Genomic DNA, 20,436 nt, shown 5'->3' with positions numbered 1-20,436 from the left:
CAGGCAGCCACTTGCCGCCTTGATTAGCGATCCTTCGGATCGAGGGCGTCGCGCAGACCATCCCCGAGAAAGTTGAAACAGAACAGGGTCACCACCATGAAACCGGCGGGGAACAGGAGTTGCCAGATGGCCACTTCCATCGACTTGGAGCCTTCATCCAGCAGAGCACCCCAGCTGGTCATGGGCTCTTGCACGCCCAGGCCAAGGAAGCTCAGGAAGGATTCGAACATGATCATCCCGGGCACCAACAGGGTGGCGTAGACCGCCACGATCCCCAGCACGTTGGGTACGATGTGACGAGTGATGATCTTCCACTTGGAGACGCCGCAGACGTGGGCCGCCTCAATGAACTCCTTGCTCTTGAGGCTCAGGGTCTGGCCGCGCACGATACGCGCCATGTCGAGCCAGCTCACCGCCCCGATAGCGATAAAGATGAGTGCCAGATTGCGGCCAAAGAAGGTGACCAGCATGATGACAAAGAACATGAAGGGGAAGGCGTTGAGGATCTCCAGTACCCGCATCATCAGGCTGTCGACCCGCCCGCCGATAAAGCCGGAGGCCGCGCCATACAGGGTGCCGATGATGACCGCCACCATGGCGCCCATGATGCCGACCATCAGGGAAATCCGGCCACCCAGCAGAGTGCGCACGAACAGATCGCGCCCCAGGCTGTCGGTACCGAAGTAGTGACCCGCTTCCATATCGGGCGGCGACTGCATGGCGCCCCAGTCCGGATCGTCAAAGGTGTATTGGGACAGATGGGGGCCAAAGATGACCGCCAGACCGATGATGGTCAGAATGATCAGGCTGGTCAGGGCCGCCTTGTTGCGCAGGAAACGGCGACGGGCATCCTTCCACAGGGAGCGCCCCTCCACCACCTCGACCTTTTGCGCGAACGCCTCGACGGCATCGCGTTTTTCAGTTGAAACAACCATGATGAACTCCCGAATTAGTAACGGATCTTGGGATCGATAAAGGCGTAGAGAATATCGACCACAGCGTTAAAGGTGATGGTAAGGGCGCCGACCAGAATGGTCAGACCGAGCACCATGGAGTAATCACGGTTAAGGGCACCGTTGACGAACAGCTGACCGATCCCCGGCAGACCGAAGATGGTCTCGATCACCACCGAACCTGTGATGATGCCGACAAAGGCCGGGCCCAGATATGAGACCACCGGCAGCATGGCCGGACGCAGCGCGTGTTTCAGGATGATGTGGCGCAGCGGCAAGCCCTTGGCACGAGCGGTCCGGATGAAGTTGGAGTTCATGGTCTCGATCATGCTGCCCCGCATGATCCGCGAGATGGCGGAGATGTAGTACATCATCATGCCGAACACCGGCAGCACCATAAACTGGATGCCACCACCCTGCCATCCACCGGCAGGGAACCAACCCAGATGAATACTGAAAAAGAGCACCAGCAAGGGCGCCAGCACAAAGCCCGGGATCACCACCCCGGCCATGGCCGACGACATCAGTAGATAGTCGATGATGGTGTTCTGTTTCAGTGCCGCTATGGTGCCGAAGGTGACCCCCAGCAGCACGGCGAAGAAGAAGGCCGTGGTCCCGATCTTGGCGGAAACAGGCAGCGCCTGACTCACCAGATCATTGACGGTGAAATCCTTGTATTTGAAAGAGGGGCCCAAATCACCCTGCACCAGGTTGCCCAGGTAGGTGAGATATTGCATGCCAATGGGTTTGTCGAGCCCATATTTGGCCTCGATGTTGGCGATGACTTCGGGGGGCAGTGAACGCTCGCTGGTAAAGGGGTTACCGGGGGCGAAACGCATCATGAAGAAAGAGACGGTGATCAAGACCAGCAGAGTCGGGATCGCTTCCAATAGCCGTTTAAAAATGAATTTCAACATAGACATTTCCTGTCCTGTACTGCTTCCAAATGGTCGCGGTTGTAATAAAGGCCCGCCGTCCGGCGGGCCCTGCTTGTTATGCGACTTGTTGCTTTAAATCAGTGAGCAATGATGTACATATCTTTGCTGTAGAGGTTATCCAGCGGGTTGGCCGGATAGCCGCCTACATAGGGTTTGACCATACGGGCAGTCACGTACTGGTAGATGGGGGCGATCGGCATGTCCTTGGCCAGGATCTCTTCAGCCTGGACGTAGAGCTTGTTGCGGGCCGCCACATCAACCTGATCACGGGATGAATCCATCAGCTTGTCGAACTCCGGATTGGAGTACTTGCCGTCGTTGTTGCCGTGGGTGGTCTGCATCAGATCCAGCATGGAGGAGGCTTCGTTGTAGTCGGCGATCCAGCCGGCACGACCTACATCAAACTGACCCTGTTTCTTGGTTTCCAGGTAAGTTTTCCACTCCTGGTTGACCAGGCTCACCTGCACCCCCAGCTTCTTCCACATGGAGGCCACGGCCACAGCCACTTTCTTGTGGTTGTCATCGGTGTTGTAGAGCAGCTCGAACTTCAGCGGCTTGCTGGCATCGAAACCGGCCTCTTGCAGCAGCGCCTTGGCCTTGGCATCACGCTCGGCCTGGGTCATCTTCGACCACTCGGGCGCTACCGGCTTGAAGCCATCGACGAAGTCCGGCACCAGGGTGTAACCGGGCGTCTGACCCTGCCCCATCACCTTGTCGGCGATCACGTCGCGATCGATGGCATAGGAGAGCGCAGTACGGACGCGCACATCGTCAAACGGCTTCTTCTTGACGTTGTACTGGTAGTAGTAAGTACCAACATAACCGGTCACTTTCAGCTCGTCCGGCTTCTCTTTCTTCATCTGCTTGAAGCGCTCGATGGGCATCTGATAGGTGATGTCCACTTCGCCCGCCAGATAGCGGCTCAGGTCAGCGTTGGTAGACTGGATGGGCAGATAGACCACCTTGTTGATGACGGTCTTGCCATCGTTCCAGTAGTGCTTGTTGCGCTCCACTTCGACGCGCTCGTTCACCACCCAGTTCTTCAGGGTATAGGCACCGTTGGATACCATATTTTCCGGCTGGGTCCACTTGTCACCGAACTTCTCGATCACCTTCTTCGGTACCGGATAGGTGGTGGTGTGGGAGAGCATGCTGACGAAGTAAGGGATCGCTTTCTCGAGCTGCACTTCGAAGGTGTAGTCGTCGGTCGCCTTCACGCCCAGCGTATCAGCGGGTTTCTTGCCAGCGATAATATCGGTGGCGTTGGCGATAGTCGGGATCTCCAGATACCAGGAGTAAGGAGAGGCGGTTTTCGGATCAACGGCACGCTGGAAAGCAAAAACGAAATCGTGGGCAGTGACCGGGTCACCGTTGGACCACTTGGCATCTTTGCGCAGGTGGAAGACGTAGTGCTTGTTATCCTTGGTTTCCCAGGATTCAGCCACCGCCGGGAGAATTTCCCCTTTCGGGCCGGATGCAACGAGACCTTCGAACAGGTCGCGCAGGATATTGGATTCGACCGTTCCTTCGGTCTTGTGCGGGTCAAGGGTCGCAGGCTCGGAGCCGTTGCCTTTTACCAGTTGCTGGACTTCAGCCAACTTGGTTCCCGCCGGGACATCGGCAGCCTGAGCCACATTGACACCACCAAACACTGCAGCCATCAGCAATGTGTTAATCATTGTTTTTTTATGAGTCATTTCCCTACTCCAACAAGAACATTCCATGCGTTTTTTAAAGTGACGGGGTTAAAACCCGCTCCCAGCATAATTCCCTGCCAATTCCGATAATGCAACAGATATTGTCAGGGTAATCGTCATTTTCTGGTCAAAAAATCAGCTGGCATGCGCTTTTTCAGTATTAAAACACCAGCAAAGCGCTCATTTTTCACACAAACGACCGATTCTAGAAAAGACCGGGCAAAAAGCAACCAATAAAAAGCCGGTCACGAGGACCGGCTTTCATAAAGCGGAGCTGGCTCACATCAGGCTGGGGAAAACCCCCTTGATACCGGCCACCATGATCTCGATACCCAGCGACATCATGATAAGACCCATGATACGGGTCACCACGTTGATGCCGGTGTTGCCCATGATCTTGAACAGCAGCGGCGCGGCGCGGAAGATGAGCCAGGAGCAGAAAGAGAAGACAACGACAACCACTGACATGCCGAGCAGCTGCTGCCAGTGGCTCTGGCTGGCATAGACAATTACCGAGGAGATGGCACCGGGGCCCGCCATCAGCGGCAGCGCCAGCGGTACCACGGCGATAGACTCGCGCACCGCCAGTTCGCCCTTTTCCTGTTTGTTGTGCTTCACCTCGCCCAGCTTGCCCTGCAGCATCGACCAAGCAATCAGGGTAATCAGCGACCCACCGGCAATACGGAACGATGCCAGCGAGATACCAAACCCATCGAGGATCAGCTGCCCCATATACATGGAGACCAGCAGGATCACCATCACCGCGATATTGGCGGTGGTATTGGTTTTCATCCGCTCGGCCTGGGTATGGTGGCTGGTCAGGCTGACAAACACCGGCAACAAACCAAGCGGGTTGATAATTGCGAACAAACCGACAAAAAACTTCAGATACAACGAGACGTCAATTGCTGCCATAGGCGCCTTCCAATAGAGTTTCGGGCCCAGCGGGCCAGTCCATTAATTTCGTGCGTAAATTTACATCATAGCCAGAGCGGGCACCAATCAAATAATCTCACCATTTTGAGGGTTTTTTAGTTAGTTCATCTAATGCATCCGCGCTAACTGGCATAAACCGATGCCAAAAGCCCTTTCTACCGCCCGACACGCGCCAGAAAAGTGAGCGCAAGCCTGCTTAATCATGACCAGAGAGTAAGACGGTGACTGACCGAATGACCAAGCGACTCGAGAGGATCCAGGCTTTGCCTTCCCACTATTTCAGGCCAGACATCACTTCATTGACTCGGCAAGAGAGCCACAATGCAAAAACCGGGAAAGGGGACAGAAATGGCCCCCTTGGGGAATAAAGCGGATTAGTCATGGATTAAAACAACAATCATTTTTGCAACAAACGCTGGAATAAAGCGCGTTTGTCGGTGGTTTTGAAACCGATTCACTCATATTTGCTAACCTGCACAGCCAAAACGGCCCTACTATCTGATGGCGAAGTACAATTAACCACTTGATAAATATGGTTTATTACCCTGCGTTAACAAGTCTCTCGCCTTTCCCTTTGATGCACATTCCGATAACATCAGTCAAACAAGGATTGTGAAATAAAATTTCTTTTGTTCTTTTGTTACACATGATCCAGATCAAGTTTTTCTGAGTCAGCCCCGCTCTATAATCGACTCAGAAAGCGATTTAGTAAGGCATGTGAAAAAGCTGTTGCAACGATACCGTCTTGACAGGGCGACTATAATTGCCGGGCATTGCCAACGTCTTACTAAACAGTTTTCAAATAATCAGGAGATAAACATGGCAGTAACCAATTTGGCTGAACTGGATGCACTGGTCGCCCGCGTTAAGGAAGCCCAGCGTGAATTCGCCAGCTTCTCTCAAGAGCAGGTAGACAAGATCTTCCGTGCCGCCGCCCTGGCCGCCAACAACGCCCGTATCCCCCTGGCCCAGATGGCCGTGGAAGAATCCGGTATGGGTATCATCGAAGACAAGGTTATCAAGAACCACTTCGCCTCCGAATACATCTACAACAAGTACAAAGACGAGAAGACCTGCGGCATTCTGAGCGAAGATGATCAGATGGGTACCATCACCATCGCCGAGCCGGTAGGTATCATCTGTGGTATCGTTCCGACCACCAACCCGACCTCCACTGCGATCTTCAAATCCATGATCGCGCTCAAGACCCGCAACGCCATCATCTTCTCCCCGCACCCCCGCGCCAAGAACTCCACCAATACCGCTGCCAAGCTGGTACTGGATGCAGCTGTTGCCGCTGGTGCGCCGAAAGACATCATCGGCTGGATCGACCAACCGTCTGTTGAGCTCTCCAACGCCCTGATGAAGCACGAAGACATCAACCTGATCCTGGCCACCGGTGGCCCGGGCATGGTGAAAGCAGCCTACTCCTCCGGTAAGCCTGCCATCGGTGTAGGTGCCGGTAACGTACCTATCGTTATCGACGAAACCGCCGACGTGAAGCGTGCCGTTGCCTCCATTCTGATGTCCAAGACTTTCGATAACGGTGTGGTCTGTGCTTCCGAGCAGGCAGTCATCGTTGTTGATGCCATCTACGACCAGGTTAAAGAGCGCTTTGCATCCCACAAGGGCCACGTGCTCTCCAAAGAAGATGCTGACAAGGTACGTAAAGTCATCCTGATCAACGGTGCCCTGAACGCCAACATCGTTGGCCAGCCAGCCACCAAGATTGCCGAGATGGCAGGCGTAACTGTGCCGGCTGATACCAAGATCCTGATCGGTGAAGGCGTCAAGCTGTGTGCAGAAGATGAGTTTGCTCACGAGAAATTGTCCCCGCTGCTCGGTATGTTCCGTGCTAGCAGCTTCGAAAACGCCGTTGATATGGCCTGTGACATGGTCAACATCGGTGGTATCGGCCACACCTCCGGTCTGTACACCGACCAGGACCGCAACGCTGACCGCATCAAGTACTTCGGCGACAAGATGAAGACCGCGCGTATCCTGATCAACACTCCGTCTACCCAAGGCGGTATCGGTGACCTGTACAACTTCGCAATGGCTCCGTCCCTGACCCTGGGTTGCGGTTCCTGGAGCGGTAACTCCATCTCCGAAAACGTGGGTCCGAAGCACCTGATCAACAAGAAGACAGTCGCAAAACGGGCAGAAAACATGCTGTGGCACAAACTTCCGAAATCCATCTACTTCCGTCGTGGTTCCCTGCCGATCGCTCTGAGCGACCTGGAAGGTAAAAAGCGTGCTATGGTCGTAACTGACCGCTTCCTGTTCAACAACGGCTACGCCGATGAACTGGTCAGCCTGCTGAAAGCACAGAATATGGAAGTGGAAGTGTTCTACGAAGTAGAAGCTGACCCGACCCTGGCTGTGGTTCGCAAGGGTGCCGAGATGGCCAACTCCTTCAAACCGGACGTTATCCTGGCGCTGGGCGGTGGTTCACCGATGGATGCCGCCAAGATCATGTGGGTGATGTACGAACACCCGAACACTGCGTTCGAAGATCTGGCCATGCGCTTCATGGATATCCGCAAGCGTATCTACAAGTTCCCGAAAATGGGCGTGAAGGCCGAACTGGTCTGTATCACCACCACTTCCGGTACCGGCTCTGAAGTCACTCCGTTTGCAGTAGTAACCGATGAAGTGTCTGGTCAGAAGTATCCGCTGGCTGACTACGAGCTGACCCCGAACATGGCCATCGTTGATGCCAACCTGGTCATGGGTATGCCGAAGTCCCTGTGTGCCTTCGGTGGTATCGATGCCGTGACTCACGCCATGGAAGCCTATGTTTCCGTACTGGCCAACGAGTACTCCGACGGTCAGGCGCTGCAAGCCCTGAAAATGCTGAAAGAGTACCTGCCATCCAGCTACCAGAACGGTGCCAACGACCCGATCGCTCGTGAGAAGGTGCACAATGCTGCCACCATCGCCGGTATCGCGTTCGCCAACGCCTTCCTGGGTGTGTGCCACTCCATGGCTCACAAACTGGGTGCCGAGTTCCACATTCCGCACGGTCTGGCTAACGCCCTGCTGATCAGCAACGTCATCCGCTACAACGCGAACGACAACCCGACCAAGCAGACTGCGTTCTCCCAGTACGACCGTCCGCAGGCTCGTCGTCGTTACGCCGAAGTCGCTGACCACCTAGGTCTGACTGCTGCCGGTGACCGCACCGCCGCCAAGATCGAGAAGCTGCTGACCTGGCTGGACGAGCTGAAGGCTACCTTGGGTATCCCGGCCTCTATCCGCGAAGCTGGCGTGACTGAAGCTGACTTCCTGGCCAAGGTTGACCAGCTGGCTATCGAAGCTTTCGATGACCAGTGCACCGGCGCCAACCCGCGCTACCCGCTGATCAGCGAGCTGAAGCAGGTTCTGCTGGACTCCTACTACGGTCGTCCGTTCACCGAAGCCGCTCCGGTAACTGCTGCCCCGGTTGAAGCCAAGGTTGAAGGCAAGAAGAAATCCAAGGCCTGATAACCAGTCCTGAGATAACAAGCCCGCGCACTGCGCGGGCTTTTTTATCTGCCACTTATCACAGAGCTCCTCTCTCCAACCGATTGCGGTAGTGCAGCCCCTCACTTCCCAACCAACCAACCAACCAACCAACCAACCAACCAACCAACCAACCAACCAACCAACCAACCAACCAACCAACCAACCAACTCGCCCCAGCCAATCCGCTATCAACATCCCAACCTGTGACTCTGTATTGATGGGCACCTGTGATAACAAGAGCGCGCCCCATCACCTCCTCTCCCCTACCCGCAACGAATTACCCTGACGGGCAGATGTGAGCAGTCAACGCCATCTCAAGAGCTAAAGGTGTGATAAACAGGATAAGCGGAGCCTCGCTAACGCAATGCAGCAGAACTGCCGACTGGCGTACGTGCAGGGCCAACCGACTGGCATGAATAGAGCAATGATGATGCGCAGAGAAAGCGGGAAAGACTGTCAGTGAAGAGAATTGTTGCGCCGATTGCTCAACCGACACATCAGCAGTTGCCACGATGCAAAGATAAAAAAATGGCAGCCATCTGGCTGCCATTGGGAGAGCACGATTCAGCGATCAGAGGGTCGCAGCGACTTCATCGGAGATGGAGCCGTTGTGGTAAACCTCTTGCACGTCGTCCAGATCTTCCAGCATGTCGATCAGACGCATCAGCTTGGGTGCAGTTTCTGCATCCAGCTCCGCTTCGGTGGAGGGGATCATGGTCACTTCGGCGCTCTGGGCCTTGAAGCCGGCAGCTTCCAGACCGTCCAGCACGGTACCGAAGTCGTTAGGGGTGGTGTACACCTCGATGGTGCCATCCTCTTCGGTGACCACGTCATCGGCGCCCGCTTCCAGCGCGGCATCCATCAGGGCATCTTCGTCTACGCCCACGAAAGTCAGCAGACCTTTCTTGCTGAACAGATAGGCAACGGAGCCGTCGGTGCCCAGGTTGCCACCGCACTTGCTGAAGGCGTGACGCACTTCGGCTACGGTACGGTTACGGTTGTCGGTCAGGCACTCTACCATGACGGCAGAGCCAGCCGGGCCGTAACCTTCGTACACGATGGTCTCGAGCTGTTCGCCATCGCCACCACCGGCGCCACGCTGAATGGCACGGTTGATGGTGTCGCGGGTCATGTTGTTGGTCAGGGCGGCAGTCACCGCAGCACGCAGACGCGGGTTGTTGGCCGGATCGGCATCACCCAGACGCGCGGAGGTAGTGATTTCGCGGATCAACTTGGTGAAGATCTTGCCACGCTTGGCGTCCTGAGCGGCCTTGCGGTGTTTGATGTTGGCCCATTTACTGTGACCTGCCATAGAGACTCTCCGTTATTTTTTAAATGTCAGTAACACTGATCATGACTAACCCAAGGGAAACACAGAGGCCGCACGGCGGCGGCCTCCGGTGCCGGTATCGGCTTACTCGTCGCCCTTGACGGTGGTTGCAATCGCCAGCTCACCCAGTTGGGCGGCATTGGCAAGGCTGGGGGCGTCTGTCATCAGACAGGCGGCCGCGGTCGTTTTCGGGAAGGCGATGACGTCCCGAATGTTTTCGGTGCCGGTCAGCAGCATGCTGAGACGGTCCAGACCAAAGGCCAGACCGGCGTGCGGCGGGGTACCGTACTTCAGGGCATCCAGCAGGAAGCCAAACTTCAGACGCTGCTCGGCCGGGGTGATACCCAGGATGTCGAACACGGTGGACTGCATCTCGCTGTTGTGGATACGGACAGAGCCGCCACCCACTTCGTAGCCGTTGATCACCATGTCGTAGGCGTTGGCGTAAGCACCCACAGGGTTGGCTTTCAGCTCGGCCGGGCTCATGTTGCTTGGCGCGGTGAACGGGTGGTGCATGGCGGCCAGACCACCTTCGCCATCTTCCTCGAACATCGGGAAGTCGATAATCCAAAGCGGTTTCCAGCTGTTCTCCAGCAGGCCCAGATCGCGACCCACTTTCAGGCGCAGGGCACCCATGGCATCGCAGACCACTTTCTTGCTGTCAGCGCCAAAGAAGATGATGTCGCCGTCGGCTGCGCCGGTACGGGCCAGGATCTCGCGCACGATGGCGTCAGAGAGGAACTTGGCAACCGGAGACTGCACGCCTTCGATGCCGTTGGCGGCTTCGTTGACCTTCATCCAGGCCAGGCCCTTGGCACCGTAGATGCCGACAAACTTGGTGTACTCATCGATCTGCTTGCGAGAGAGGTCGGCGCCGCCCGGGACTTTCAGGGCAGCCACACGGCCTTTCGGATCGTTGGCGGGGCCAGCGAACACGGCGAACTCGACGGCAGTCAGCAGATCAGCCACATCGACCAGCTCCATCGGCAGCCGCAGGTCCGGCTTGTCGGAGCCGTAGCGACGCATGGCTTCGTCGAAGGTCATGATCGGGAAGTCGCCCAGATCCACGTTCAGGATGTGCAGCCACAGTTTGCGGATCATATCTTCCATCACTTCACGCACTTGCGGCGCGGTCATGAAGGAGGTCTCCACGTCGATCTGGGTGAATTCCGGCTGGCGGTCGGCACGCAGGTCTTCGTCACGGAAGCACTTGACGATCTGGTAGTAGCGATCGAAGCCGGACATCATCAGCAACTGCTTGAACAGCTGGGGTGATTGCGGCAGAGCGTAGAACTTGCCCTTGTGCACGCGGCTCGGCACCAGATAGTCACGGGCACCTTCCGGGGTGGCCTTGGTCAGCATCGGGGTCTCGATATCGAGGAAGCCGTGCTCGTCCATGAAGCGGCGTACGAAGGCGCTGGCCTTGGCACGGGTCTTCAGGTACTTGGCCATCTCGGGACGACGCAGATCCAGGTAGCGATACTTGAGGCTGATCTCTTCGCTGTTGACCTGATTGAAGTCCAGCGGCAGCGGCTCGGCACGGTTGATGATGTTGAGTTCGTGGGCGAACACTTCGATGGCGCCAGTGGCCATGTCGCTGTTGCGCTGGGACTCGGGACGGGTGCGCACCACGCCGGTCACCTGGATGCAGAACTCGCCGCGCAGCTCGGAGGCCAGGGCGAACGCGTCCGGCTTGTCCGGATCGAAGAACACCTGAACGATCCCTTCCCGGTCGCGCATATCGATAAAGATCAGACCGCCGAGATCACGACGACGATGAACCCAACCGCACAATGTAATGGTCTGCCCTGCATGGGCCTCATTGACCTGTCCGCAATAGATAGAGCGCATGGACTTCTTCCTTCGAAATTGTAGAGAGACGGTTAACCTTGGGCCGCCGGGCACGACTGGCAAGCACCGTCTGTCTCACAGCTGGCCAGATTCTTTTTCTTACCCGGTTTGAAATCAGTCTCGTACCATCCGGTTCCCTTGAGCCGGAAGCCTGCCGCCGATATCAGCTTGACCAGATTCGGCTTGCTACAGGCCGGACAGTCGGTCAGGGGGGCATCGGAAAGCTTTTGCAGTTTTGCCAATTCATGGCCACAGACGTCGCAACGATATTCGTAGATAGGCATGGGTCACAAGAAATTGAAAAACAAAAGGGCTGGCATTATAGAGGAAAACCCCCTTTTGGGTAAAATGGCCAGCAGCCTCCTTTCGCCAGTTTTTTGCACTCGATGGCAAAAAGCGGGCAAAAAATCGGCACGAATGCACCAAGAGCGAAGATAATAGCCACCATGAGCCTCTATTTGGGCCTGCCACAGTGGTCCCACCCCAGCTGGCCCGGCCAGTTGCTGGGCCTTGGCGCCAAGCCTGCCGAACACCTCGCCCACTACGCGGCCGTCTTCAACTCGGTGGAGGGTAACACCACCTTCTACGCCCTGCCGACACAGGACACGGTACAGCGCTGGGCCGATGCGGTGCCCGACCACTTTCGTTTCAACTTCAAATTTCCGCAAACCATCAGCCACCAGAGCGATCTGGTGAGCGCAGACAAACAAGTCGCCGACTTTATTCGCCTGCTCGCCCCGCTGCACGACAAGCTGGGGCTGCTCACGCTGCAGTTGCCCGCCCGTTTCGGGCCACAGGGGCTGGCCAGACTGGCGGCCTTTATTGATCGGCTGCCGCGGGCGTTTCGCTACGCCATTGAAGTGCGTCACCCTGAGTTCTTCGCCAAGGGGGAGGCCGAGCGGGCATTGAACCGGCTGCTGATGGAACAGGGTGTGAACCGGGTGATGCTCGACAGCCGGCCACTCTTCTCGGTGCCAGCAACCACGCCAGCCCTTGTCGATGCCCAGGGCAAGAAACCGCGCCTGCCGGTGCATCTGCTGGCCACCGCCAACGCCCCCATGGTGCGCTTTATCGGCCTGCCGGACCCGGCGGCCAATCACCCCTTCCTGCCCAGCTGGCTCCCCCACTGGCGCCAGTGGCTTTCCGAGGGCAAGGATCTCTACCTCTATATACATACTGCCGACAACGCCCAGGCACCTGAGCTGGCCCGCCAGATCACCCGCTTGCTGGAGAAGGAGATGGCCCCCTGGCCAGGGGAAAACGATCGCGCACGGCAGGGAGTGCTGCGCTTTTAGCCAACCCATTCTGCGGCCATCGTTTCGCTGCAAAAAAAGTGCTTTTTTGTGGCGTGGCAAGCCCTGGCGTCAAGACAAACGGCCATCAATCCTCTACACTACCGCCCCAAGTAAGGGTCCGGAACATGGCCCGTACGAACAGGGCAGGTCCAAAGGATTTCACGACCAGCCACCCCGTTCGTAAACAGGTGATAAATCTACTCTGATGGGTGTCACCCAACGACTCAATTGAACAATACAGCCGGGTGATGTCCCGACTGTCAGGTTGCGCCAGCATGCATACCAAAGATCAAATTTTTGCCGCCCCGATCGCCCGATTGGGAGACTTCTGTTTTGACGAACAGGTCGTCGACGTGTTTCCCGATATGATCCAGCGCTCGGTGCCGGGTTACAGCAACATCATCTCCGCCATCGGCATGATGGCCGCCCGCTACGCCCAACCCGAGAGCCGACTCTATGATCTCGGCTGCTCACTGGGCGCCGCGACCCAGGCGATGCGTCGCCATGTCAGCCAGTCCGGCTGCCGCATCACCGCGGTGGATCTCTCCCACCCGATGATTGAGCGCGCCCGCTCCCACCTCTCCGGTTTCAAATCCGAGGTGCCGGTGGAGCTGGTGGAAGCAGATATCTGCGACATCGAGATCGAGAACGCCTCCGTGGTGGTGCTCAACTTCACCCTGCAATTTGTCGAGCCGGAGAAACGGGCCGCCCTGATCCAGCGCATTCACGATGGTCTGCGCCCGGGCGGGATCCTGATCCTGAGCGAAAAGTTCCGCTTCGAAGATGAACCGGTCAACGAGCTGCTCATCGATCTGCATCTCGACTTCAAGCGGGCCAATGGCTACAGCGAGCTGGAGATCAGCCAGAAACGCACCGCCCTTGAGAACGTGATGCGCACCGACAGCCTGCCGGTGCATCAGGCCCGTCTGCGCGACGCCGGTTTCGTCCATCAGGATCTCTGGTTTCAGTGCTTCAACTTCGGCTCCATGATTGCCATCAAATCCAGCGACGCCCAGCCATGATCGACTTTGCCAATTTCTATCAACTGATTGCCAAAAACCGGCTGAGCCACTGGCTGCATACCCTACCCGCCCAGCTGCACGCCTGGCAACATGACAACCAGCATGGCGACCTGCCGCGCTGGAACCGCGCCCTCAACAAGCTGCCGGTGGTCTCCCCCGGCAACATCGAGCTGAAAAGCCGGGTCGAGATTGGCTCGGCCGAGAGCCTGGGCGAAGGGGAGCGCAAGAAGGTCGAAAGCCTGCTGCGCCACTTCATGCCCTGGCGCAAGGGGCCGTTCACCGTGCACGGCATCCACATCGATACCGAGTGGCGTTCTGACTGGAAGTGGGATCGGGTGCTGCCCCATATCAGCCCGCTCGAAGGACGTTACGTGCTGGATGTGGGTTGCGGCAGCGGCTACCACCTCTGGCGCATGGTGGGTGAAGGGGCTCGGCTTGCAGTCGGCATAGACCCGAGTCCGCTGTTCCTCTGCCAGTTCGAGGCCATTCGCCACTTCGCGGGCAATGATCAGCGTGCCCACCTGTTGCCGCTCGGTATTCAGGAGCTGCCGGAGCTGCGTGCCTTTGACACCGTCTTCTCCATGGGAGTGCTCTATCACCGCAAATCCCCCATCGAGCACATCGAGCAGTTGCGCAATCAATTGAAAGATGATGGCGAGCTGGTGCTGGAGACGCTAGTGATTGACGGCGGTGTCAACGACGTGCTGATGCCCACCGATCGTTACGGCAAGATGCGCAACGTCTGGTTTATTCCCTCAAGCCGCGCCCTCAAGCTATGGGTCGAGCGCTGCGGCTTCACCGACGTGCGAATAGTAGACGAGAATATGACCAGCACCGACGAACAGCGTCGTACCGACTGGATGATTAATGAATCCCTGAGTGACTATCTGGATCCAGACAATCCGGCACTCACGGTAGAAGGACACCCGGCGCCGAAACGTGCCGTACTGATTGCCCGCAAGGCCAAAGACTAGCCGGTGGCGCTTGTGGAAGTTACACTGACCCAATTCCAGGAAGCACAGTTAAATGAATGACATGAAAAGCAAATTAAAAGGAATGACCCTGCTCTCCCTGCTTAGTCTCGGCGGGTGTGTCAATATGGAAAAAGCGCCTCAGGTTCCTGCTCTGACGCTGGCCGAGCTTCGTAGCGAGCTGAGCCAGAGCGAGCAGCGCCTGCAAACATCCATGGAACAGCAACAGAAGCAGTATGTGCAGCAACAGCACCTGCTGGTTCAGCTCAACACAGATGTCACCAATATGAAAGAGTCCGTCAAGCAAGTAGACCACAAGCTCGCCACCCTCCCCTCCGAGCCGCCCAAGCCGATGGCCATCCCCACCGAGAAGTGCCCGGCCCCCAATCAGGGTCACACCATCGATGGCAAGCTGATGGTCGGTGAAGCCGAGTGGATCTGGGTTGATGCTGCCAACGACGCCTTCCAGGCGCGGGTAGATACCGGTGCGACCACCTCCTCCATCAGTGCGCAGGAGATCACTATTTTCGAGCGCAACGGCAAAAACTGGGTGCGCTTCTTCCTGAGCCATCAGGAAGTGGACGACAAGATCCAGATCGAAGCGCCGCTGGTACGCCATGTACGGGTGCGTCAGGCCTCTGCCGACGATCTGGACCGCCGTCCGGTGGTGCGTCTGGCCGTGCGCATTGGCGACATGACCGAGAAAGCCGAATTTACCCTGAAAGACCGTAGCGACATGACCTTCCCTGTGCTGCTGGGTCGCGAATTTTTGAAAGACATCGCCGTGGTTGATGTAGCCCGCGAATATATCCAACCCAAACCCAAGCTCAAGGATGTGAAATAATCCATGGTTTCCCGTAAGCCGTTCTATTTGCTGGTAGCCCTGCTGTACATTGTCGGCCTGGGGATGACGATCTATCACCATATCGCGTTGGATGTACCGCTGACGCCCGGTGAAAAGCGCCAGATCTGGTCTATCGAAGCCAAGCTGGAGTTTGAGGCGACCGGTGAGCCGGTGATCGCCTCTCTGGCCATTCCGGGCACCCAGCCCGGTTTCACCCTGATGAACGAGAACGCCGCCAGCCCCGGCTACGGCCTCTCCTTTGTCGAGAAAGATGGCGATGCCCGCGCCGAGTGGTCCATCCGCACCGCCTCCGGCCGTCAGGAGCTCTACTACCGCGTCGACATGATGGCGGATGCCCACGCCAAACCGGCCGCCAATCCGCAGCCGCCTGCCATCGAGAAGCAGATCGAGAGTGAGCCTTACGCCACCGCGATGAAGCAGATCCTCGAGCGGGCACAGGAGCGCTCTGCCGATGGCTACACCCTGACTCGCGAGATCATCAAGGAGATCGAGAAGCAGGAGCAGAACGCCGAGCTGCTGAAAAAGCACAAGAGCCGCGCCAACCTGATCGCCGAGCTGCTCAACAATGCTGACGTGCCGACCCGCGTGGTGCATGCCCTGAATCTGGAAGATGGCCGCCGTCGTCAGGAGCTGGTGGATTACCTGCAGGTATTCAACAGCCCGACCGACTACAAGCTGTTCAACCCGCAAACCGGTGAACAGGGTCGTCCGGCCAACCTGCTGCTGTGGGAATATAACTCCGGCGCCCTGCTGGACGTGACCGGTGGTCACAACTCCCGTGTCAGCTTCTCGATGATCGAGCAGGAGCAGCCGGTTAGCGTGGCACTGGCGCAGAAGTTCGAAAAATCAGAGATGATGAACTTCTCCATCCACAGCCTGCCGCTGGAAGAGCAGACCCTGTTCAAGGGCTTGCTGCTGATCCCGATCGGCGTGCTGATGGTGGTGTTCCTGCGGGTTCTGGTGGGGATCAAGACCTCAGGTACCTTTATGCCGGTGTTGATCGCGGTCGCCTTTATCCAGACCTCGCTGGTCACCGGTCTCATCGGCTTCCTGCTGATCGTCGGCACCGGTCTCATCATTCGCTCCTATCTGTCTCGGCTTAACCTGCTGCTGGTCGCCCGAATATCGGCCATCATCATCATGGTTATCTCGATGATCGGTATCTTCTCCGCGTTCGCCTTCAAGCTGGGGCTGACCGACGGCATGAAGATCACCTTCTTCCCGATGATCATCCTCTCCTGGACCATCGAACGGATGTCCATCCTGTGGGAAGAAGAGGGCCCGAAAGAGGTGTTCCGCCAGGGCGGCGGCTCTCTGCTGGTTGCCGTCATCGCCTATCTGGCCATGGATAACGAGCTTATTCGTCACCTCACCTTCAACTTCCTCGGCCTGCAGCTGGTGCTGATGGCGACCGTGCTGTTGATGGGTAACTACACCGGCTACAAGCTGAGCGAATTGAAGCGCTTCAAGCCGCTGGTGGACGAGATGAAATCTGGCGTCACCCCGGGTAAGGACAAGTAACCGATGTGGTTCTGGGAAAAATACACCACCCCGTGGAGCCTGTCCCAATCAGGCATCCTCGGCATGAACAAGCGCAACCACTCCTACATCAGCCGCTACAATCCGCGCAGCCTCTATCCGCTGGTGGATGACAAGCTGCAGACCAAGCAAATTGCGCTGGATGCAGGCGTTACCGTGCCTGAGCTGATCGGTACCATCCGAGCCCAGCACGATGTGGGTCGCATCACCGAGCTGGTAAAAGATTGGCCGGGCTTCTGCATCAAGCCGGCCCGTGGCTCGGGCGGTAAGGGGATCCTGGTGATCCTGCGTCAGGAAGATGGCCTCTTCTATAAACCCAACGGCAGCGCCTCCAACGGTCAGGATCTGGAGCGCCATGTATCCAACATTCTGGCGGGGCTCTATTCGCTTGGCGGCAAGCCAGACGTGGCACTGGTGGAAGGCCTCATCAACTTTGATGATGTGTTCGACGGCTACTCTTTTGAAGGGGTACCCGATGCTCGGGTCATCATCTTCAAGGGGTTCCCGGTGATGGCGATGATGCGCCTCTCCACCGCCGCCTCCGACGGCAAGGCGAACCTGCACCAGGGCGCCGTGGGGGTGGGTCTGTGCCTGCGTACCGGTCGTGCCCTGCGGGCGGTGCAGTTTGGCAATCCGCTGCGCCACCATCCGGATACCGGCCTCGACCTCTATGAGCTCAAGGTCCCACACTGGGATACCCTGCTCACCCTGGCGGCCTCCTGCTACGAGATGTCGGGTCTGGGCTATATCGGTACTGACATGGTGCTGGACAAGTTCCGCGGCCCCATGCTGCTGGAGCTCAACGCCCGTCCCGGTCTTGCCATCCAGATCGCCAACGGTCGCGGCCTGGTGCCCAATCTCAAGACCATCGAGAAGCTGGGACAGGTGAAGATGAACGTGGAGCAGCGGGTCAATTTCGCCAAGGATCACTTCGGGATCTTTGAGGAATAACACCTCCGCTTGTGAACTAAGCGCGCCTATGGCGCGCTTTTTTTATGGCGATTGTCTGTCGGCATATCCCCCCACCCAGCCATTCGGATCAGCACCTCATTTCGAAACGACGAGTACGCCAGCGAACGGCTGCTTGGAATAGCGATGGAGTGAGAAGAGTGTGACCGCAATGTCAGGGGATGGATAAATCTCAGGTATAAAAAAACCGGCGCCAAGACGCCGGTTCTTCAAGGAGAGTACGACCCGATTACAGGGAGTCAGCATTCTCGGACAGGTACTTGGCAACGCCGTCCGGAGAGGCTTGCATACCTTTTTTGCCTTTTTCCCACTGAGCCGGGCACACTTCGCCGTGCTCTTCGTGGAATTGCAGGGCATCGACCATGCGCAGCATCTCGTCGATGTTGCGGCCCAGCGGCAGATCGTTGACAACCTGGTGACGAACGACACCGTTCTTGTCGATCAGGAAGGAGCCACGGAACGCCACACCGGCTTCCGGATGCTCAACGTCATAGGCTTTGCAGATTTCGTGTTTCACGTCGGCGATCAGCGGGTACTTGACCTGACCGATACCGCCATCTTCCACTTTGGTGTTGCGCCATGCGTTGTGGGAGAACTGGGAATCGATGGAAACACCGATCACTTCCACGCCACGCTTCTGGAACTCTTCATAACGGTGATCGAAGGCAATCAGCTCGGACGGGCAGACGAAGGTGAAATCGAGCGGATAAAAGAAGACAACGGCAGCTTTGCCTTTGATGTGGGATGACAAGTTGAATGAATCAACGATCTCGCCATTACCCAGAACAGCTGCGGCGGTAAAATCGGGTGCGGGACGGCCTACCAATACCATATTCAATTCCTCTTTATGTGAAGTGAACAATCCGGTGAGGATTGGGCTACCTAGAGCCAAGTCCATCTAATTCAAGCGACAAACTATAGACCCGGTGGTAGATTAGTTAAATCAAATTAAATAGATAGCATTAATCGGGTTTTTCTATGCAACGTTGGCCCAGCCTCAAACAGCTGCAATATCTGGTTGCTCTCGATGAGCACAAAAACTTCAACCGCGCCGCCAAGGCTTGTCATGTCAGCCAGTCGACCCTGAGTACCGGGATCCAGACGCTGGAGGACATGATGAACCTGCAACTGGTGGAGCGGGACCACAAGAGCTTCATTATGACCCCGGTCGGCATGGAAATCGTCGAGCGCGCTCGCAATTTGCTCTCCGATGCGCGGGATCTGATGGAGCTCGGGCAACATCAGGGCGGCGTGATGCAGGGGACGGTACGTCTTGGCTGCATTCCCACCATCGCCCCCTTCCTGCTGAGCAAGCTGCTGAAAGAGTGCAGCAAAACCTATCCTGACCTCGAATTGTTGCTGCGTGAAGACACCACCAGCAATCTGCTCAAGCAGCTGGAACAGGGTCAGCTCGACTTGCTGATCCTCGCCCTGCCCATCGAGATCGGTGGATTTCACTGCAAGACCGTCGGCCAGGATCCGTTCCACATGGTGATGCCCGCCAGCATGGCGGCCGGTCTGCATACCCCGTTCGACTACAAGGAGCTGCCCAACCAGAGCATCTTCCTGCTGGAACGGGAGCACTGCCTCACCGAGCACGCAGTGAGCGCCTGTCGCCTGCGGGACAAGAGCAAGATCAACCCGTTCGCCGCCACCAGCCTGCACACCCTGGTGCAGATGGTGGAAGCGGGTCTTGGCACCACCTTCCTGCCGCAGATGGCCATCGATGCCGGCATTCTTGCCAACTCCGATCTGGTGGCCATCCCGCTGCCGGGAGAGACCTCCTATCGCGAGATCGGGCTGGTCTGGCGCCCCAGCACCACCCGGGTGCAGACCTTCTACAAGCTGGCCGAGCTGCTTAAACCGCTGATCAGCCACAACGAGTGACAACAAACGCCAGCCCTCGGGTTGGCGTTTTTCAGTTCCCCGCCACATTTTTCCTCTCGGAGACTAGGTCTGGAGCCAGATCCCTGTTTATGATGGAAAAGTTGTCTCGCCCCCTACTGCCAGAACGATTTGGCAAGATATGGCGCTCGATAAATGTCTCGTTTGGTAGACCCGTCCGTGGAGAGAGCCCGATGTATCGCAAGCTGCTGCTATCCCTGCTGACTCTGCTGCTGGCCGCCTGTTCCAGCACGCCAGAGCCACCTCCGGCCCCCCGGCAGAGCAGTGCCTTTGATGGCTTCTACCAACAGTGGCGCGGAGTGCCCTACCGGATGGGCGGCGCCAGCCGCGCCGGGCTAGACTGCTCCGCCTTCACCCAGCTCGCCTACAGTCAGGTGCTGGGCTTCAACCTGCCAAGAACCACCGAATCTCAGGCCAGCATTGGCAAACCGGTGGATCGCTACCGGCTGCAACACGGGGATCTGGTCTTCTTCAAGACCGGCTGGCAACAGTACCATGTGGGGGTCTACACAGGTGCCGGCGAGTTTATTCACGCCTCCACCAGCAAGGGAGTGATCCGCTCCCGCCTCGACAACGTCTACTGGAACAGTCGCTACTGGCAGGCACGTCGGGTAACCCAGTAACCACTCAAACGCCTGCTTGCGGCACAAGTTGCGTG

Annotated in this window: 17 protein-coding genes and 2 pseudogenes; 11 read left to right on the top strand and 8 right to left on the bottom strand. The window is 57.3% G+C overall.

Features of this window, described 5'->3' with window-relative positions; all coding sequences use genetic code 11:
• Nucleotides 1-23: 23 nt before the first annotated feature.
• The 4 genes from oppC to AB5Z02_RS07355 all read right to left on the bottom strand — a co-directional run bounded on the left by oppC (nt 24) and on the right by AB5Z02_RS07355 (nt 4,503).
• Complete coding sequence (gene oppC, locus AB5Z02_RS07370) at nt 24-935, bottom strand: oligopeptide ABC transporter permease OppC (protein ID WP_139407229.1); 912 nt, start codon at nt 933-935, stop codon at nt 24-26.
• Between the two features lie 14 nt (nt 936-949).
• The gene (gene oppB, locus AB5Z02_RS07365) at nt 950-1,870 is read right to left on the bottom strand and encodes an oligopeptide ABC transporter permease OppB (RefSeq protein WP_005337672.1); all 921 of its coding nucleotides are present in this window, start codon (nt 1,868-1,870) and stop codon (nt 950-952) included.
• A gap of 98 nt (nt 1,871-1,968) precedes the next feature.
• Nucleotides 1,969-3,588 carry an ABC transporter substrate-binding protein gene (locus tag AB5Z02_RS07360; RefSeq protein WP_368215716.1) on the bottom strand — a complete coding sequence of 540 codons (1,620 nt, stop codon included), beginning with the start codon at nt 3,586-3,588 and terminating at the stop codon, nt 1,969-1,971.
• Nucleotides 3,589-3,867: 279 nt separating this feature from the next.
• Nucleotides 3,868-4,503 (bottom strand): YchE family NAAT transporter, encoded by a 636-nt coding sequence (locus AB5Z02_RS07355; RefSeq protein ID WP_005337678.1) that lies wholly within the window; start codon nt 4,501-4,503, stop codon nt 3,868-3,870.
• A gap of 840 nt (nt 4,504-5,343) precedes the next feature.
• On the opposite strand from AB5Z02_RS07355, the gene adhE reads away from it, so the two are divergent.
• The 3 genes and pseudogenes from adhE to AB5Z02_RS07340 all read left to right on the top strand — a co-directional run.
• On the top strand, nt 5,344-8,010 hold the full coding sequence (gene adhE, locus AB5Z02_RS07350; protein WP_019446648.1) for a bifunctional acetaldehyde-CoA/alcohol dehydrogenase: 2,667 nt from the start codon (nt 5,344-5,346) through the stop codon (nt 8,008-8,010).
• Between the two features lie 30 nt (nt 8,011-8,040).
• Nucleotides 8,041-8,196: pseudogene (locus tag AB5Z02_RS07345) on the top strand (PT domain-containing protein); the annotation flags it as partial.
• Nucleotides 8,126-8,317 (top strand): annotated as a pseudogene (locus tag AB5Z02_RS07340) (PT domain-containing protein); the annotation flags it as partial. The pseudogenes AB5Z02_RS07345 and AB5Z02_RS07340, both read left to right, overlap by 71 nt.
• A gap of 285 nt (nt 8,318-8,602) precedes the next feature.
• Here AB5Z02_RS07340 and AB5Z02_RS07335 read toward each other — a convergent pair.
• The 3 genes from AB5Z02_RS07335 to AB5Z02_RS07325 all read right to left on the bottom strand — a co-directional run bounded on the left by AB5Z02_RS07335 (nt 8,603) and on the right by AB5Z02_RS07325 (nt 11,496).
• On the bottom strand, nt 8,603-9,343 hold the full coding sequence (locus AB5Z02_RS07335) for a YebC/PmpR family DNA-binding transcriptional regulator (RefSeq protein WP_005337681.1): 741 nt from the start codon (nt 9,341-9,343) through the stop codon (nt 8,603-8,605).
• Nucleotides 9,344-9,445: 102 nt separating this feature from the next.
• Entirely contained in the window at nt 9,446-11,212 is a 1,767-nt protein-coding gene (aspS, locus tag AB5Z02_RS07330; RefSeq protein ID WP_368215714.1) for an aspartate--tRNA ligase, read from the bottom strand.
• A gap of 32 nt (nt 11,213-11,244) precedes the next feature.
• Entirely contained in the window at nt 11,245-11,496 is a 252-nt protein-coding gene (locus AB5Z02_RS07325) for an FmdB family zinc ribbon protein (RefSeq protein ID WP_005337686.1), read from the bottom strand.
• A 162-nt stretch (nt 11,497-11,658) separates the two neighbouring features.
• Here AB5Z02_RS07325 and AB5Z02_RS07320 point away from each other — a divergent pair, with 162 nt between their 5' ends.
• The 6 genes from AB5Z02_RS07320 to AB5Z02_RS07295 all read left to right on the top strand — a co-directional run bounded on the left by AB5Z02_RS07320 (nt 11,659) and on the right by AB5Z02_RS07295 (nt 17,855).
• On the top strand, nt 11,659-12,507 hold the full coding sequence (locus AB5Z02_RS07320; RefSeq protein WP_368215712.1) for a DUF72 domain-containing protein: 849 nt from the start codon (nt 11,659-11,661) through the stop codon (nt 12,505-12,507).
• A gap of 275 nt (nt 12,508-12,782) precedes the next feature.
• Nucleotides 12,783-13,529, top strand: a complete 747-nt coding sequence (gene cmoA / locus AB5Z02_RS07315; protein ID WP_043821335.1) for a carboxy-S-adenosyl-L-methionine synthase CmoA — start codon at nt 12,783-12,785, stop codon at nt 13,527-13,529.
• Nucleotides 13,526-14,503 carry a tRNA 5-methoxyuridine(34)/uridine 5-oxyacetic acid(34) synthase CmoB gene (gene cmoB / locus AB5Z02_RS07310; protein WP_160881619.1) on the top strand — a complete coding sequence of 326 codons (978 nt, stop codon included), beginning with the start codon at nt 13,526-13,528 and terminating at the stop codon, nt 14,501-14,503. Before cmoA ends, cmoB begins: the two co-directional genes overlap by 4 nt.
• A gap of 52 nt (nt 14,504-14,555) precedes the next feature.
• On the top strand, nt 14,556-15,344 hold the full coding sequence (locus tag AB5Z02_RS07305) for an ATP-dependent zinc protease (RefSeq protein WP_005337698.1): 789 nt from the start codon (nt 14,556-14,558) through the stop codon (nt 15,342-15,344).
• 3 nt (nt 15,345-15,347) lie between these two features.
• On the top strand, nt 15,348-16,886 hold the full coding sequence (locus tag AB5Z02_RS07300) for an inactive transglutaminase family protein (protein ID WP_005337699.1): 1,539 nt from the start codon (nt 15,348-15,350) through the stop codon (nt 16,884-16,886).
• Nucleotides 16,887-16,889: 3 nt separating this feature from the next.
• Nucleotides 16,890-17,855, top strand: a complete 966-nt coding sequence (locus AB5Z02_RS07295; protein ID WP_005337700.1) for an alpha-L-glutamate ligase-like protein — start codon at nt 16,890-16,892, stop codon at nt 17,853-17,855.
• A 247-nt stretch (nt 17,856-18,102) separates the two neighbouring features.
• Here AB5Z02_RS07295 and AB5Z02_RS07290 read toward each other — a convergent pair whose 3' ends face one another.
• Entirely contained in the window at nt 18,103-18,705 is a 603-nt protein-coding gene (locus AB5Z02_RS07290) for a peroxiredoxin C (RefSeq protein ID WP_005337701.1), read from the bottom strand.
• Between the two features lie 146 nt (nt 18,706-18,851).
• On the opposite strand from AB5Z02_RS07290, the gene AB5Z02_RS07285 reads away from it, so the two are divergent.
• A complete protein-coding gene (locus tag AB5Z02_RS07285; RefSeq protein WP_005337702.1) occupies nt 18,852-19,760 on the top strand; it encodes a hydrogen peroxide-inducible genes activator in 909 nt (302 codons plus the stop codon).
• Between the two features lie 191 nt (nt 19,761-19,951).
• Nucleotides 19,952-20,401, top strand: coding sequence for a C40 family peptidase (locus tag AB5Z02_RS07280; RefSeq protein WP_005337703.1), 450 nt, complete (start codon nt 19,952-19,954; stop codon nt 20,399-20,401).
• Nucleotides 20,402-20,436 lie beyond the last annotated feature (35 nt).

Source organism: Aeromonas sp. R2-3 (genome assembly GCF_040908375.1).
Lineage (GTDB): Bacteria > Pseudomonadota > Gammaproteobacteria > Enterobacterales > Aeromonadaceae > Aeromonas > Aeromonas veronii.
Note: the sequence above shows the minus strand (reverse complement) of the source record. Positions and strands in the feature narration are given on the sequence as shown.

What these genes read in the sequence shown, in the direction of transcription:
- oppC (WP_139407229.1), bottom strand. Translation starts at nt 935, where the DNA reads ATGGTTGTTTCAACTGAAAAACGCGATGCCGTCGAGGCGTTCGCGCAA.
- oppB (WP_005337672.1), bottom strand. Translation starts at nt 1,870, where the DNA reads ATGTTGAAATTCATTTTTAAACGGCTATTGGAAGCGATCCCGACTCTG.
- AB5Z02_RS07360 (WP_368215716.1), bottom strand. Translation starts at nt 3,588, where the DNA reads ATGACTCATAAAAAAACAATGATTAACACATTGCTGATGGCTGCAGTG.
- AB5Z02_RS07355 (WP_005337678.1), bottom strand. Translation starts at nt 4,503, where the DNA reads ATGGCAGCAATTGACGTCTCGTTGTATCTGAAGTTTTTTGTCGGTTTG.
- adhE (WP_019446648.1), top strand. Translation starts at nt 5,344, where the DNA reads ATGGCAGTAACCAATTTGGCTGAACTGGATGCACTGGTCGCCCGCGTT.
- AB5Z02_RS07335 (WP_005337681.1), bottom strand. Translation starts at nt 9,343, where the DNA reads ATGGCAGGTCACAGTAAATGGGCCAACATCAAACACCGCAAGGCCGCT.
- aspS (WP_368215714.1), bottom strand. Translation starts at nt 11,212, where the DNA reads ATGCGCTCTATCTATTGCGGACAGGTCAATGAGGCCCATGCAGGGCAG.
- AB5Z02_RS07325 (WP_005337686.1), bottom strand. Translation starts at nt 11,496, where the DNA reads ATGCCTATCTACGAATATCGTTGCGACGTCTGTGGCCATGAATTGGCA.
- AB5Z02_RS07320 (WP_368215712.1), top strand. Translation starts at nt 11,659, where the DNA reads ATGAGCCTCTATTTGGGCCTGCCACAGTGGTCCCACCCCAGCTGGCCC.
- cmoA (WP_043821335.1), top strand. Translation starts at nt 12,783, where the DNA reads ATGCATACCAAAGATCAAATTTTTGCCGCCCCGATCGCCCGATTGGGA.
- cmoB (WP_160881619.1), top strand. Translation starts at nt 13,526, where the DNA reads ATGATCGACTTTGCCAATTTCTATCAACTGATTGCCAAAAACCGGCTG.
- AB5Z02_RS07305 (WP_005337698.1), top strand. Translation starts at nt 14,556, where the DNA reads ATGAATGACATGAAAAGCAAATTAAAAGGAATGACCCTGCTCTCCCTG.
- AB5Z02_RS07300 (WP_005337699.1), top strand. Translation starts at nt 15,348, where the DNA reads ATGGTTTCCCGTAAGCCGTTCTATTTGCTGGTAGCCCTGCTGTACATT.
- AB5Z02_RS07295 (WP_005337700.1), top strand. Translation starts at nt 16,890, where the DNA reads ATGTGGTTCTGGGAAAAATACACCACCCCGTGGAGCCTGTCCCAATCA.
- AB5Z02_RS07290 (WP_005337701.1), bottom strand. Translation starts at nt 18,705, where the DNA reads ATGGTATTGGTAGGCCGTCCCGCACCCGATTTTACCGCCGCAGCTGTT.
- AB5Z02_RS07285 (WP_005337702.1), top strand. Translation starts at nt 18,852, where the DNA reads ATGCAACGTTGGCCCAGCCTCAAACAGCTGCAATATCTGGTTGCTCTC.
- AB5Z02_RS07280 (WP_005337703.1), top strand. Translation starts at nt 19,952, where the DNA reads ATGTATCGCAAGCTGCTGCTATCCCTGCTGACTCTGCTGCTGGCCGCC.